We start from the raw sequence: 13,302 nt of genomic DNA, 5'->3' as shown, positions 1-13,302 counted from the left end.
ACTGATCCCCGACACTCTCATTCACTCAACCAACCACAGGAACAGAAAATGACTCGCGTTCGTTGTGTCACCGAGATGGGCATGGGCGTCGACGTCCACGGCAGGGACGCCACCAAGGCGGCCAAGCGCGCGGTGTCCGATGCCATCAGGCATTCGAGCCTCGGCTTCTTCCGGATGATCGGCAAGACGGCGAACGACATGTTCGTCGATGTCACGATCGGCGTGCCCAATCCCGAGGCGGTGGACAAGGAAGCCGTCGCAAAGGAGCTGCCTTACGGCACCGTGACCGTGACTGCGGTCAAGGGCGGGCTTGAGATTCCCTCGGCGACGGAAGTGGCCAACGACCCCATTCTCATCGCCAACGCCGCCGTGATCGTCAGCTTCGACAAGGACTAGCCAGTGTCCGACAGTGATTTGGCGCTGCTGGATCGCCCGATCTGGAGCGCGTTGACGACGAGCCAGAAGCACCTGGCCGAGGGCGGCCCGCAAGCGCTGCGCTATCCCGTGGACATGACGCCCTTTGCCGACATGGTCGACATGTCCGCGGCGAGCTTTGCGGCGCTTCGCGATCTCCTATCGGGCACGCAGGTCGCCGCGCTGTTCACGCCGGAGCCGGTCGACGTTCCCGCCGGCTTCAAGGTTGTGCTCGCCGAGACCGGGGAACAGATGATCGGCTCGCCCGCCGACAGTCCGCTTCGCGATGCCGAGATTGTCACGCTCGGGCCCGCCGATGTTCCTGCCATGATGGCGCTGACGGAGCTGACCAAGCCCGGTCCATTCGCGCTGCGGACCCATGAACTCGGCACATTCCTCGGCATCCGCGCCGGCGGCGAACTGGTTGCGATGACGGGCGAGCGGATGAAGCCGGGAAAGTTCGTCGAGATGACGGCCGTTTGCGTGCATCCGCACTACCGTGGGCGCGGCTATGCACAAGCGCTGCTCGCGACGGTCGCACGACGGATCGAGGCGCGCGGGGAAATCCCGTTCCTGCACGTCTATTCCAACAATGCTTCGGCCATCGCGCTCTATCAGCGGCAGGGAATGCGGATTCGCCGCCGCCTGCACGTCACCGCGCTGATGAAGCAGGCATGAGCGTTTTTCGGCGGGGCTTCATATCCGCCGAATTCGCGCTATATCGATCCCAGCCATAATTGGGGGAAACACGTGGACGCCAGAACGACAGATTTTTCCGCCGCGCGGACGGCGATGCAGCGCTACGTCGATCAGGAGATCATTCCGGGCGTATCCTGGGCGGTGCTGCGTGGCCGCGAGGTCGTCGATCAGCAATGCGTCGGCTTTGCCGATCGCGAGGCGAACACGGCGCTCCGGCCCGACCATATCTTCCGTGCGTTTTCCAATACCAAGATCTTCGTCACCTGCGCGATCATGCTGCTGGTGGAAGAAGGGCGCATCGGCCTCGATGATCCGGTCGAAAAAGTCCTGCCGCAGCTTGGCAATCGCAAAGTCCTGAAGCAGGGCGCAACGAGCCTCGCCGACGTCGAGCCGGCGACGGGGCCGATCACGATCCGCCATCTCCTGACCCACACCTCCGGCCTCAGCTACGGCATTTTCGATCCCGGCACGGTGCTGTTCAAAGGCTACAACGAGGCGCGCGTGCTCAATCCGCTGACGCCGCTCTCCGACATGATCGACAAGCTCGCCGATCTGCCGCTGTCCTATCAACCGGGGACATCCTGGGAATATTCGGTGGCAACCGACGTGCTGGGCCGCATCGTGGAGGTCGTCTCGGGCAAGTCGCTCGATGCTTTCCTCAAGGCGCGCATCTTCGATTCCCTGGGCATGACCGACACCGGCTTCTACGTCCCCGAGGCGCAGCAGGGCAGGCTGGTCGCGCTCTACAATGGCGCCGACGTGCTCGACCCGATGAAGCCGGGCCTCACGCGCGCCGACAATCTTCCCTATCCGCAGGCCTATCGGCGGCCGTTGCCGCGGCTCTCGGGCGGCGGCGGTCTGGTCTCGACCCTGCCTGATATGCTCGCGCTGGTGCGCGCATTGTTGCCCGGATCGGATGCGCTGCTGAAGCCGGAGACGCTGCGGCAGATGATGACGAACCAGCTGCCTGCGGGGCAGACCATCCGTTTTGCCAATCTCGGTCCGATCCCCGGCAAGGGCTTTGGCCTCGGCGGCGCCGTGACCTTCGCGCCGACGCCGTTCGATCCGCCGGACTCCACCGGCGAATTCCAGTGGGGCGGGCTCGCCGGCACCCATTGGTGGATCTGCCCGCAGGCCAATACCGCGGGCGTCCTGATGGCCCAGCGCTACATGGGCTTCTGGAATCCGTTCTTCTTCGAGTTCAAGCGCCTGGCCTACCAGGCGGCCGGAGGCTGACCGCAAATCCGTTCGGCGTGACATGCGAGCCTATCTCGGCCTCGACGGATTTCGCTTCGGCTGGGTTGCGGCCTGGATCGACGACCGCGGCGATCATGGCTTCGATTATTCACCGGGCTTGATGCGCCTGCTCGCGTTTCCGCACGCTCGCGCGATGATCGACATGCCGATTGGATTGAAGGCGAACGGCTATCGCGCGTGCGATCTGCGGGCGCGCGAACTTGTCGGGCCTGCCGTGTTTCTCGGCGCGCGCCGCGACCTCTGGATCTTCCCGGACATGGCCGCGGCCAATCGCCATTACTGGGAGCACGAGGGCAAGGGCAGGGGCGTGTCGGCGCAGCTCTGGAACATCAGGGACAAGATGAGGGAGGTCGACGACGTCATGACGCCAACGCGGCAGGCGGTGATCGGCGAAGCGCATCCGGAGCTGATCTTCTGGAATCTCGCAGGGCGAATTCGCCTTGCTAAGAAGACGACAGCAGAAGGTCGCGAACAGCGCATCGCGCTGCTGGAGCAGCGCGGCTTCACGCGTCTGCCGAAATGGTTGACGCTGCGTCACGGCACGGGCATCGGCCGCGACGATCTCATCGATGCCTGCGCCTGCGCGGTTGCGGCGCGCGACAGCACGCAGCGTATCGGCGGGGAGGAGATCGATCCGCGCGGATTGCGGATGGAGATCAACTTTTGAGGCGGGTCAGCCCTCCCGATCGCTTGTGCCTTCGAGCTGGCAGCGACTAATACGGCCCGGAGTCGAGGAGACGCCTTCGTCGTCCAGTCTTGTTGCTCTCGCTTCGTACTCGTCGGCCATCGCTCGCAACCGCTGCGCGGCTTTGCCATGATCGAGATCGTTCGCGACGCGGCGACAGCGTTCAGCGTGGTCGAGCAGGGCGCGCTTCTCGATGTTCATGCAGCGACAACGCGCGAAGGGTCCATTGGTCCCTGCGCGGGCGGCCGGAACAGCGCGATGGCATTGCAGCAGAGTCCGGGAAAAAATAGCAATATTTTCACGTCGCCTCGGAACGTGGCGCTTGAGCCGACGTTTACGCCAAAGGCTGTTGAGGGACAAACTACCATGTACGACGCGTGCCAATTGGCGACCGCTATTCTCGCGATTGCCTTTACGGCCCTGCTGTTGGTCACGGGTCAACGGTTCATCGAGTATCGACTGCAACATGAAGCGATGACCCCGATCGTGGCGATGGCAACGCTGCCGCCATAAGCGCAGCCGGGACAGATCGTGACTTGCGCGGTGCGGCGTCTTGCCTAGATTGAGCACGCCTCAGTCCATGCACCAAAGGTCCCGATGTCCGATCTGTCCGTCTTCCCCATCACCAAGCGTTGGCCGGCCAAGCATCCCGAACTACTCCAGCTCTATTCGTTGCCGACGCCGAACGGCGTCAAGGTCTCGATCATGCTGGAGGAGATCGGGCTTCCTTACGAAGTCCACCTCGTTGATTTCGGCAAGGACGATCAGAAGACAGTCGAATTTCTCTCGCTCAATCCGAACGGCAAGATCCCGGCGATCATTGATCCCAACGGTCCCGGCGGCAGGCCGCTGCCGCTGTTCGAATCCGGAGCGATCCTGCAATACCTGGCGGAGAAGACCGGCAAGCTGCTGCCGGAGGACGCCGCGCGCCGCTACCAGACGCTCCAGTGGCTGCATTTCCAGATGGGCGGCATCGGGCCGATGTTCGGCCAGGTCGGCTTCTTCCACAAATTCGCCGGCAAGGAGTTTGAGGACAAGCGGCCGCTGCAGCGCTACGTCGACGAGTCAAGGCGATTGCTCGGTGTGATGGAGACGCATCTCGCCGGCCGGCAATGGTTCATGGATGACGACTACACCATCGCCGACATCTCGATGCTTGGCTGGGTGCGCAATCTCATCGGCTTCTACGGTGCCAGCGAGCTCGTCGAGTTCAGCCAGTTCAAGTCCGTCGGCGCCTGGCTCGAACGCGGCCTTGCGCGGCCGACGGTGCAGCGCGGGCTGAACATTCCGAAGCGGGCGTAAGATCAGCTCAGCGCCTTGTAGCTCATGTAGAGCGCCATCAGCGAGACGAGGGCGATCATGGCCCGGCGCAGCGCCGATTTGCTGACGCCATTGGCCGCGCGTGCGCCGAGGTCGGTGCCGACCCAGAGGCCGGCCAAAATGCCGAGGATGGCCGGCCAGCCGACCATCAGTCCCTTGCTCCAGTAGATCGAGGCAGCCGGAATGTTGGTCGGGATCACCGAGAAGATCAGGCTGACGAGTTGCGCCTGATGCTGCGGCACGCGCAGGCCCGCGGCGAGGCCGACGGTGATCGCGAGGCCGCCGCCGATCCCCATGAAGCCGGAGGAAAAGCCCGCCAGCGCGCCGATGAGAAACAGGGGGAACCACGGCAATTCGGCCGAACCGTCGGCCTTGCTGCCGTCGTCCTTGCGGTCACGGCGCAGTAGCAACGCTGCGATCAGCGCGACGAGATAGACGACATAAGTCCATTGCAGCACTGCGTCGGAAACTGCCGCCGCGGCATAGCCGCCGCCGGCGCCGCCGATGAGAAATCCGATGCCGATCCAGACGATCCATTGCAGGGGGCTGCGATTGCCGCTCTGCCAGTAGCGGCGCGCGCCGGCAAGGCCGGTTGGAGGGATCTGCGTGATCAGCGATGTGCCCTGTGCGACGTGTTGTTCTGCCCCAAGCAACAGCACGGAGAAGATGACGAGGCCGCCACCGGGGCTCGTGCCCGAGAAGCCCGATGCCAATCCTGCGACGAGACCGACGCCGGCGCCGGCGAAGAGTTCATATATCCAGGTCATCGTTCATGGTCTGGTGCGTCGCTTGACGTCCGCCTTCGGCGTGCGCAAGCCCTCGATCACGCCATCGACGGCCGTCATGCAGGCCGCGACGTCAAAGTCCTCGCCCCAGCATTTCTGCAGCACAAAGCCCTGGAAGATCGCGATCAGCACGCGCGCGATCGCCTCGGCGCCGAGGTTGCGCTTGATGAGCCCGTCGTGCTGGCCACGCTCGACCAGCGCCACGATCAATGCGCGCGGCATGTCGATGCCTTCGACGACGCTGCTGCAGACGCGGCGGTTGCGCAGCGCTTCGGCCCAGCCATGGATGCCGACCCGCCTCCGCGCTTCGCCGGCGGGATCGGTGAGCCATTGCGCGTAGACGCGAACCAGCGCGTGAAGTCCTTCAATCGGATCGCCCGATCCCTGCGCGACCGAGTTGAGCACGGCCTCGCGGCGATGCCGGTCGTCGGCCAGCGCCTCGATCAGATCGTCCTTGCCCTGGAAGTAGAGATAGACGGCGCCGTGGCTGAGCCCCGATCGTTTGACGATGTCGGCCATGCCGGTCTGGTGAAAACCGTCTTCCGCGAAGCAGGCGAGAGCGGCCTCGAGGATCTGCTGCCGCCGGCCTTCGCGCTGCTTGTCGCTGATCTTGGGCATCCGCCGAGTCCCTAAATAACTGACAGGTCGATCATTTTAGCCGATCGCGTGGATAGCGATGAATAATGGCCGCAAAAATAAAAAAACGATCGATCAGTCATTTTTTAGCCTCAGGCAGGACCCCGGTCAAGTCCCGATTGCGCAAGGAGAGATCAGCCGTCGGCAGAGACCGGCTTCGGCCCTGCGGCTAGAACAGCCGGCCGCCGTTCGGCACGGGCTTGCTCGGCTGCACCAGGACGACCTTGCCGTCGGCATCGGGGAAGCCGAGCGTCAGCACTTCCGAGACGACCGGCCCGATCTGGCGCGGCGGAAAATTGACGACTGCCGCGACCTGTTGTCCTACCAGCGTCTCAAGCCGATGGTTCTCGGTGATTTGCGCCGAGCTCTTGCGCACGCCGATTGCGGGTCCGAAGTCGATCCACAGACGCCAGGCCGGCTTGCGCGCCTCCGGGAACGGCTTGGCGTCGACGATGGTGCCGACGCGGATATCGACCGTGAGGAAGCTGTTGAAGTCGATGGTCGGCGAGGCGGCGGCCGCGGGATCGTGGGTGACGTGCATAATGTGTCCGTTTTGCAGAGCGGGCTTCGTTTGCAATATTGTCGCGCGAAGTAGAGTTTCGTACAACGCCGCTGCCGAAGCATCACGCATGCGCGAGGAGCTGTCTTGCCCAACATCATCTACGGCATCAAGAATTGCGACACCATGAAGAAGGCGCGCACCTGGCTCGACGGTCATGGCGTGGCTTACGAGTTTCACGACTACAAGGCCGCGGGCGTCGAGAAGGACAAGCTCAAGCAGTGGAGCGACAAGGTCGGCTGGGAGACGCTGCTCAATCGCGCCGGCACGACCTTCAAGAAGCTCCCCGATTCCGACAAGGAAGGCCTCACCGAGAAGAAGGCGCTGGCGTTGATGCTGGCGCAGCCGTCGATGATCAAGCGGCCGGTGCTGGAGGTCGGCGGCAAGCTGCTGGTCGGCTTCAAGCCCGACATCTATGCCAAGGAAGTCAAGGCCAAGTAAGTCAAGGTCAAGTAAGTCGGCTCTAGTTCAGCTCGATGATCTCGGTGGCCTCACCCGGCTGATCGGCGACCTCGACAAGGTCTGCGGCCGCGATGCGGCCGGGAACGCGATGAAAGAGATCGCGGTCGATCACGGCGCACAGTTTGGGACGCGGCAGCGCGTCATTTCCGCGCATCAGATTCTTGATCTCGAAGCCGCCGTCCTCGCAGAAGGTCTTGAGCGAGGCGATGACATGACAGACCTGGCCGTCGGTCTGGAACGGCAGCAGCAGGCGTTCATAGGCGACGACGCGCCCATAGATATCGTCGACGTCGGCAACGCTGTAGACCGGAAGCCCGCGCGCGACGCATTCATGGTAGACGGGCATCACCGAGGGCGCGAGCCGCGGCCCGATATATTCATCGAGCGGCACGCCCTTGCCGGTGTGCCCGTAGGCGTACGAGATGCGCGTGCCTTCGCTCTGGATGATAAGGCGCGGGAGGGCAGCCGAATTGTCCACCGTATAATAGATGAGATCGGACAGCTCTTCCTCGAGCCGTGCCGGCTGGTACTCCCAGATCGCCGGTGCGACCTGCTGGCGCGCATAAAGTCGCAGCCACGTGTTCAGCAGATCGCGCTGCCTGATCGACTTGACGACGGAGGGAGCGGCGCTTGCGAAATCCAAAACAATATTCCCGGCAGATATACCCGCAGCATGATGCCGCTTGCGGGAAAATTTTTGATGAAGGCTGGCGCGCGGGGCGAAAGACCGTTAACGACAGCTTGATGGCCGGTGCTTTTGCGAACCGGAAGGCCGGGCAGGCACGACATCAAAACGTCTCCGACTAAGGGAGCATTTGTATCCCAGCCGGAGGCCTGATCTGCTCAGCTTTCCGCCTTGCCTAACCCCCGTCACCTCCGGCATATTCCGCGCCCGGAGGCGGCGTTCCGGAAGGGCTCCAAGACCTCCGGAATGCCGAAGCAACAAGGACAGCCACGCGCGACCGGCGCGTTGCGCGGGCAGGGGGAAATCTGTTTGGCCGACGAGTTCATTCTCGAAACGGAAGGCTTGACCAAGGAGTTCGCGGGCTTCTTCGCCGTCCGCGACGTTGCGCTCAAGGTTCGCCGTGGGAGCATTCATGCGTTGATCGGCCCGAACGGCGCCGGCAAGACGACGTGTTTCAATCTTCTGACCAAGTTCCTCCGACCGTCTGCCGGAAAGATCCTGTACAAGGGGCAGGATATCACCGCGATGGCGCCGGCCGACGTGGCCCGCATGGGACTGGTCCGTTCGTTCCAGATCTCGGCGGTATTTCCGCATCTCACCGCGCTGGAAAACGTCCGTGTCGCGCTTCAGCGCCAGCACGGCAGTTCGTTCGATTTCTGGCGCTCGAAGTCGGTGCTCAACCGTTTCAACGATCGCGCGCGCGAGCTGCTGAACGATGTCGGCCTCAGCGAGTTTGCCAATACGCCCGCGGTCGAGATGCCCTACGGGCGCAAGCGCGCACTGGAGATCGCAACCACGCTCGCGCTCGACCCCGAGATGATGCTGCTGGACGAGCCGATGGCCGGCATGGGCCACGAGGACATCGACAAGATCGCGGCGTTGATCAAGCGCATCTCCGCGAAATACACCATCCTGATGGTCGAGCATAATCTGAGCGTCGTGGCCAATCTCTCCGACATCATCACCGTGCTGACGCGCGGGCAGGTGCTCGCGCAAGGCCATTACAGCGAACTCACCAAGGACGAGCGCGTCAAGGAAGCTTACCTGGGAGCCGGTCATGCCTGACACTGCGATCGCCGAGGCTCCGGCAAAGGCCGCGACCGGCGGAAACATCCTCCAGGTCCGCAACCTGGAAGCATGGTATGGCGAGTCCCACATCCTGCACGGGATCAACTTCGACGTGAATGCAGGCGAGGTCGTCACCCTGCTCGGGCGCAACGGCGCCGGCAAGACCACCACGCTGAAGTCGATCATGGGCATCATCGGCAAGCGTGCCGGTTCGGTGAAGTTCAACAACCAGGAGATCATTCGCGCGACCTCCGACAAGATCGCGCGCATGGGCATCGCGTTCTGCCCGGAAGAGCGGGGGATATTCTCCAGCCTCGACGTCCGCGAGAATTTGATGCTGCCGCCGGTGGTGCGCGAAGGCGGACTGCCGCTGGATCAGATATTCGACCTGTTTCCGAACCTGAAGGAACGGCTGGGCAGCCAGGGCACGAAGCTGTCCGGCGGCGAGCAGCAGATGCTCGCGATCGCACGCATCCTGCGCACCGGCGCGAGCTTCCTGATGCTGGACGAGCCGACCGAGGGCCTCGCGCCCGTCATCATCCAGCAGATCGGTCATACCATTGCGCGGCTCAAGAAAGAGGGCTTTACGATCCTCCTGGTCGAGCAGAACTTCCGTTTCGCCTCCACCGTCGCCGACCGCTATTATGTGGTCGAGCACGGCAAGATCATTGACGGATTTTCCAACGCGGAGCTTGCCGCCAACATGGACAAGCTCCACACCTATCTCGGTGTCTGAGCGCCGGGCCGGCGAATTTTAACTGATGAGCACAAAGAGAGGGTATTGGGGAGCGACCATGAGACAGATCATTTCAACAATGTTGCTCGGCACCGCCATTGCACTCGCGGCAACGAGCGCGGCGATGGCGCAGGACAAGAACGTCAAGATCGGCGTGCTAACGGACAATTCGGGACTGTATGCCGACCTCGGCGGTCCCGGCTCGACCGTGGCGGCGCAGATGGCGATCGAAGATTCCGGGCTCGCGGCCAAGGGCTGGAAGCTGGACCTGATCTCCGCGGACCACCAGAACAAGCCCGACATCGGCAGCACGATTGCGCGACAGTGGATCGACGTCGAGAAGGTCGACATCTTCATGGACGTGCTGAACTCCGGCGTCGCGCTGGCGGTCAACAATATCGTCAAGGAGAAGAACTCGATCCTGATCGATACGGGCGCGGCGACCTCGGACCTCACCAACGCGCAGTGCTCGCCGAACACGATTCACTGGGTCTACGACACCTACATGCTGGCCAACAGCACCGGGCAGGCGCTGGTGAAGGCCGGTGGCGACACCTGGTACTTCCTGACCGCCGACTACGCCTTCGGCCATGCGCTTGAGCGCGACACCGCCGCGGTCGTGGTCAAGTCGGGCGGCAAGGTGATCGGCACTGTCAGGCACCCGCTCAACACCGCCGACTTCTCCTCCTTCCTGCTCCAGGCGCAAGCATCGAAGGCCAAGATCGTGGGCATGGCGAATGCCGGCGGCGACACCACCAACACCATCAAGCAAGCGGCGGAGTTCGGCATCGTCTCGGGCGGCCAGAAGCTCGCGGGGCTCCTGCTGTTCATCACCGACGTCCATGCGCTCGGATTGAAGGTCGCGCAGGGACTGAACTTCACCGAGACCTTCTACTGGGACCTGAATGACGGCACTCGCGCCTTCTCCAAACGCTTTTCCGAGCGCATGAAGAACAAGGCGATGCCTTCGATGGTGCAGGCCGGCGTCTATTCGGGCCTGCTCCACTATTTCAAGGCGCTCGAGGCGATGGGCGGCAACCCGCATGACGGCGCCAAGGTCGTCGCCAAGATGAAGGAAATGCCGACAGAGGACGCGCTGTTCGGCAAGGGCACGGTCCGCGCGGACGGCCGCAAGCTTCATCCCGCCTATCTGTTCGAGGTCAAGAAGCCCGAGGAATCCAAGGGGCCGTGGGACTATTACAAGCTGGTCGGCACGACGGCTGCGGATCAGGCGTTCCGGCCGCTGTCCGAGAGCGTCTGTCCGCTGGTGAAGAAGTAACGGTGACGATGCGGGCCGGCGCGCAACGGCGCCGGCCTGCTGTTGAAGAACGCCGAAGGGACCGGGTGCGGAATCGATGCAGGCTCTCTACGCTCAGCTACTTGTGGGACTGATCAACGGCTCGTTCTACGCGCTGCTCAGTCTCGGGCTTGCCGTGATTTTCGGCATGCTCAACATCATCAACTTCGCCCATGGCGCGCTCTACATGATGGGCGCCTTCGCCGCCTATTTCCTGTTGAACCTCGGCGGCATCAATTACTGGTGGGCGTTGCTGCTGGCGCCGATCATCGTCGGCATCTTCGGCATGATCCTGGAACGGACCATGCTGAAATTCTTGACCGGGCTCGACCATCTCTACGGTCTGCTGCTGACCTTCGGCATCGCGCTCATCGTGCAGGGCGTGTTCCAGAACTATTTCGGCTCCTCGGGCCTGCCTTACGCCATTCCGGATCAACTCAGAGGCGGCATGAATCTCGGTTTCATGTTCCTGCCCATCTACCGCGGCTGGGTCGTCGTGTTCTCGCTGGTCGTGTGTTTGGGAACCTGGTACCTGATCGAGAAGACGCAGCTCGGCGCCTACCTGCGCGCCGCCACCGAAAATCCGACGCTGGTTCGCGCCTTCGGCATCAACGTGCCGCGCATGATCACGCTGACCTACGGCCTCGGCGTCGGTCTTGCCGCGCTCGCCGGTGTGCTCTCGGCGCCGATCAACCAGGTGCGCCCGCTGATGGGCGCCGACCTCATCATCGTCGTGTTCGCCGTGGTGGTGATCGGCGGCATGGGATCGATCATGGGCTCCATCATCACGGGCTTTGCGCTCGGTGTAATCGAGGGCCTGACCAAGTATTTCTACCCCGAGGCGTCCAACACCGTCGTGTTCGTGCTGATGGTGCTGGTGCTCTTGGTGAAGCCGACGGGATTGACGGGAAGGGCGGCCTGATATGACAACCCTGACGGACGACACGCTGCCTACGACCCCGCGTGCGATGCGCGACGAGATGATCGTATTCGTGGTGATGGCGCTGCTGCTGGCGTCGGTGCCATTCACGGGAGTCTATCCGTTCTTCGTGATGCAGGCGCTGTGCTTTGCGCTGCTCGCCTGCGCCTTCAATCTTTTGATCGGCTATGGCGGTCTCTTGTCGTTCGGCCACGCTATGTTCTTAGGGACAGCCGGCTATTGCAGCGCGCATGCGTTGAAGGTGTGGGCGTTGCCGCCCGAGCTCGGCATCCTCGTCGGCGTCGCCGCGGCTTTCGTGCTCTCGATCGTGACCGGCTACATCTCGATCCGCCGCCAGGGCATCTATTTCTCGATGATCACGCTGGCGCTGTCGCAGCTGCTGTACTTCATCTACCTCCAGGCCCCGTTCACCCACGGTGAGGACGGCATCCAGGGTATCCCGCAAGGACACATGTTCGGCATCTTCGATCTGTCCAAGCCGACGGTGCTCTATTACGTCGTGCTGGTCGGGTTCCTCGCCGGCTTCCTGCTGATCTTCCGCATCATCAACTCGCCGTTCGGCGAGGTGCTGAAGTCGATCCGAGAGAACGAGCAGCGCGCGATTTCCCTCGGCTACCGGACCGACCAGTACAAGTTCCTGGCCTTCGTCCTGTCCGGCACGCTGGCCGGTTTTGCCGGTGCGCTGAAAGTGTTCGTGGCCCAGAATGCCTCGCTCACCGACGTGCATTGGTCGATGTCGGGCGAAGTCGTGCTGATGACGCTGGTCGGCGGCCTCGGTACCATCTTCGGCCCCGTGGTCGGGGCCTTCGTGATCATCGCCATGCAGCAATATCTGGCGGGCTTCGGCCAGTGGGTGACGGTGATCCAGGGCTCGATCTTCGTGATCTGCGTGCTCACCTTCCGCCGCGGCGTCGTCGGCGAAATCGCGCATTACTTCCGCCGCTCGCTCTAAGTCATTGATTTAACGTAAGGTTAGCCGTCGCCTGAAAGTGGTGGATGAACTGGTTCCGCAGGCGTGAGATGACACGCGTGCGGATCGAAAATGGTCTATGACAGTTTTGTGACGGCCCGTTCGGGCCAGGCCATTTTCCAACCGGTAGCCTATCCCCATGATGCGATGGTTTCGTGCGTTCCTGCCCAAGGAAGAACGGTTCTTCGAGCTGTTCGACCGCCATGCCCAGACCGTGATCCAGGGCGCGATTGCGCTCCAGGGCGTGCTCAACGGGGGCGAGGAGACGCCGGTCTATTGCCAGCGCGTCAACCAGTTCGAGAACGATGCCGACAACATCACCCGCGAGGTGCTGACGGCGGTGCGCCGCACCTTCATCACCCCGTTCGACCGCGGTGACATCAAGAACCTCATCACCTCGATGGACGATGCCATCGACCAGATGCAGCAGACGGCCAAGGCCGTGATGCTGTTCGAGGTCCGCAGCTTCGAGCCGCCGATGCGGGAGATCGGCGCGCTTCTGATCGAATGCGCCAATCTGGTCGGCCGCGCGCTGCCGCTGATGCAGTCGATCGGCCCGAACGTCGCCATGCTGACCGCGATCACGGAAGAGCTCGGCAAGCTCGAAGGCCGCGTCGACGATCTCCACGACATCGGGCTGAAGGAGCTGTTTCTGAAGCACCGCGAAGGCAACGCGATGGATTTCATCGTCGGCGTCGAGATCTACGACCACCTCGAGAAGGTGGCCGATCGCTTCGATGACGTCGCGAACGAGATCAACAGCATCGTCATCGAGCAGGTGTAGGGCAG

Annotated in this window: 17 protein-coding genes; 13 read left to right on the top strand and 4 right to left on the bottom strand. The window is 62.8% G+C overall.

Annotated elements, in window-relative coordinates:
- Positions 1-48 precede the first annotated feature (48 nt).
- From GGD63_RS04350 to GGD63_RS04325, 6 genes are all read left to right on the top strand, one after another.
- Positions 49-396, top strand: a complete 348-nt coding sequence (locus GGD63_RS04350) for a Lin0512 family protein (protein WP_018646107.1) — start codon at positions 49-51, stop codon at positions 394-396.
- 3 nt (positions 397-399) lie between these two features.
- A complete protein-coding gene (locus GGD63_RS04345) occupies positions 400-1,092 on the top strand; it encodes a GNAT family N-acetyltransferase (RefSeq protein ID WP_183239631.1) in 693 nt (230 codons plus the stop codon).
- Positions 1,093-1,164: 72 nt separating this feature from the next.
- A complete protein-coding gene (locus tag GGD63_RS04340; protein ID WP_183239630.1) occupies positions 1,165-2,349 on the top strand; it encodes a serine hydrolase in 1,185 nt (394 codons plus the stop codon).
- Between the two features lie 22 nt (positions 2,350-2,371).
- Positions 2,372-3,037: a DUF429 domain-containing protein gene (locus GGD63_RS04335; RefSeq protein WP_183239629.1), complete on the top strand. Its 666-nt coding sequence runs from the start codon at positions 2,372-2,374 to the stop codon at positions 3,035-3,037.
- Positions 3,038-3,184: 147 nt separating this feature from the next.
- On the top strand, positions 3,185-3,568 hold the full coding sequence (locus GGD63_RS04330; protein WP_183239709.1) for a hypothetical protein: 384 nt from the start codon (positions 3,185-3,187) through the stop codon (positions 3,566-3,568).
- 84 nt (positions 3,569-3,652) lie between these two features.
- Complete coding sequence (locus GGD63_RS04325) at positions 3,653-4,357, top strand: glutathione S-transferase family protein (RefSeq protein ID WP_183239628.1); 705 nt, start codon at positions 3,653-3,655, stop codon at positions 4,355-4,357.
- A 2-nt stretch (positions 4,358-4,359) separates the two neighbouring features.
- Here the strand turns inward: GGD63_RS04325 and GGD63_RS04320 are convergent, their stop codons facing one another.
- The 3 genes from GGD63_RS04320 to GGD63_RS04310 all read right to left on the bottom strand — a co-directional run bounded on the left by GGD63_RS04320 (position 4,360) and on the right by GGD63_RS04310 (position 6,337).
- A complete protein-coding gene (locus GGD63_RS04320) occupies positions 4,360-5,142 on the bottom strand; it encodes a sulfite exporter TauE/SafE family protein (protein ID WP_183239627.1) in 783 nt (260 codons plus the stop codon).
- Between the two features lie 3 nt (positions 5,143-5,145).
- A complete protein-coding gene (locus tag GGD63_RS04315; RefSeq protein WP_183239626.1) occupies positions 5,146-5,778 on the bottom strand; it encodes a TetR/AcrR family transcriptional regulator in 633 nt (210 codons plus the stop codon).
- A 187-nt stretch (positions 5,779-5,965) separates the two neighbouring features.
- Positions 5,966-6,337: a tRNA-binding protein gene (locus tag GGD63_RS04310; protein ID WP_183239625.1), complete on the bottom strand. Its 372-nt coding sequence runs from the start codon at positions 6,335-6,337 to the stop codon at positions 5,966-5,968.
- Positions 6,338-6,442: 105 nt separating this feature from the next.
- On the opposite strand from GGD63_RS04310, the gene GGD63_RS04305 reads away from it, so the two are divergent.
- Complete coding sequence (locus GGD63_RS04305; RefSeq protein WP_183239624.1) at positions 6,443-6,796, top strand: ArsC family reductase; 354 nt, start codon at positions 6,443-6,445, stop codon at positions 6,794-6,796.
- 22 nt (positions 6,797-6,818) lie between these two features.
- Here the strand turns inward: GGD63_RS04305 and GGD63_RS04300 are convergent, their stop codons facing one another.
- Positions 6,819-7,460, bottom strand: coding sequence for a PAS domain-containing protein (locus tag GGD63_RS04300; RefSeq protein ID WP_183239623.1), 642 nt, complete (start codon positions 7,458-7,460; stop codon positions 6,819-6,821).
- Between the two features lie 351 nt (positions 7,461-7,811).
- Between GGD63_RS04300 and GGD63_RS04295 the strand changes: the two genes are divergently transcribed.
- From GGD63_RS04295 to GGD63_RS04270, 6 genes are all read left to right on the top strand, one after another.
- The gene (locus GGD63_RS04295; RefSeq protein WP_183239622.1) at positions 7,812-8,567 is read left to right on the top strand and encodes an ABC transporter ATP-binding protein; all 756 of its coding nucleotides are present in this window, start codon (positions 7,812-7,814) and stop codon (positions 8,565-8,567) included.
- The gene (locus GGD63_RS04290) at positions 8,560-9,306 is read left to right on the top strand and encodes an ABC transporter ATP-binding protein (RefSeq protein ID WP_183239621.1); all 747 of its coding nucleotides are present in this window, start codon (positions 8,560-8,562) and stop codon (positions 9,304-9,306) included. The genes GGD63_RS04295 and GGD63_RS04290 overlap by 8 nt, the downstream gene beginning before the upstream one ends.
- Positions 9,307-9,364: 58 nt before the next feature.
- A complete protein-coding gene (locus tag GGD63_RS04285) occupies positions 9,365-10,585 on the top strand; it encodes an ABC transporter substrate-binding protein (protein WP_183239620.1) in 1,221 nt (406 codons plus the stop codon).
- Between the two features lie 76 nt (positions 10,586-10,661).
- Positions 10,662-11,525: a branched-chain amino acid ABC transporter permease gene (locus GGD63_RS04280; RefSeq protein ID WP_183239619.1), complete on the top strand. Its 864-nt coding sequence runs from the start codon at positions 10,662-10,664 to the stop codon at positions 11,523-11,525.
- Between the two features lies 1 nt (position 11,526).
- A complete protein-coding gene (locus GGD63_RS04275) occupies positions 11,527-12,495 on the top strand; it encodes a branched-chain amino acid ABC transporter permease (protein ID WP_183239618.1) in 969 nt (322 codons plus the stop codon).
- A gap of 157 nt (positions 12,496-12,652) precedes the next feature.
- Complete coding sequence (locus GGD63_RS04270; protein ID WP_183239617.1) at positions 12,653-13,297, top strand: DUF47 domain-containing protein; 645 nt, start codon at positions 12,653-12,655, stop codon at positions 13,295-13,297.
- Positions 13,298-13,302 lie beyond the last annotated feature (5 nt).

The sequence above is a fragment of the Bradyrhizobium sp. cir1 genome, assembly GCF_014198245.1.
Lineage (GTDB): Bacteria > Pseudomonadota > Alphaproteobacteria > Rhizobiales > Xanthobacteraceae > Bradyrhizobium.
Note: the sequence above shows the minus strand (reverse complement) of the source record. Positions and strands in the feature narration are given on the sequence as shown.

Excerpts from the sequence above, each read along its gene's own strand:
- GGD63_RS04350 (WP_018646107.1), top strand. The coding sequence starts at position 49 with ATGACTCGCGTTCGTTGTGTCACCGAGATGGGCATGGGCGTCGACGTC.
- GGD63_RS04335 (WP_183239629.1), top strand. The coding sequence starts at position 2,372 with ATGCGAGCCTATCTCGGCCTCGACGGATTTCGCTTCGGCTGGGTTGCG.
- GGD63_RS04330 (WP_183239709.1), top strand. The coding sequence starts at position 3,185 with ATGATCGAGATCGTTCGCGACGCGGCGACAGCGTTCAGCGTGGTCGAG.
- GGD63_RS04325 (WP_183239628.1), top strand. The coding sequence starts at position 3,653 with ATGTCCGATCTGTCCGTCTTCCCCATCACCAAGCGTTGGCCGGCCAAG.
- GGD63_RS04320 (WP_183239627.1), bottom strand. The coding sequence starts at position 5,142 with ATGACCTGGATATATGAACTCTTCGCCGGCGCCGGCGTCGGTCTCGTC.
- GGD63_RS04315 (WP_183239626.1), bottom strand. The coding sequence starts at position 5,778 with ATGCCCAAGATCAGCGACAAGCAGCGCGAAGGCCGGCGGCAGCAGATC.
- GGD63_RS04310 (WP_183239625.1), bottom strand. The coding sequence starts at position 6,337 with ATGCACGTCACCCACGATCCCGCGGCCGCCGCCTCGCCGACCATCGAC.
- GGD63_RS04290 (WP_183239621.1), top strand. The coding sequence starts at position 8,560 with ATGCCTGACACTGCGATCGCCGAGGCTCCGGCAAAGGCCGCGACCGGC.
- GGD63_RS04285 (WP_183239620.1), top strand. The coding sequence starts at position 9,365 with ATGAGACAGATCATTTCAACAATGTTGCTCGGCACCGCCATTGCACTC.
- GGD63_RS04280 (WP_183239619.1), top strand. The coding sequence starts at position 10,662 with ATGCAGGCTCTCTACGCTCAGCTACTTGTGGGACTGATCAACGGCTCG.
- GGD63_RS04275 (WP_183239618.1), top strand. The coding sequence starts at position 11,527 with ATGACAACCCTGACGGACGACACGCTGCCTACGACCCCGCGTGCGATG.
- GGD63_RS04270 (WP_183239617.1), top strand. The coding sequence starts at position 12,653 with ATGATGCGATGGTTTCGTGCGTTCCTGCCCAAGGAAGAACGGTTCTTC.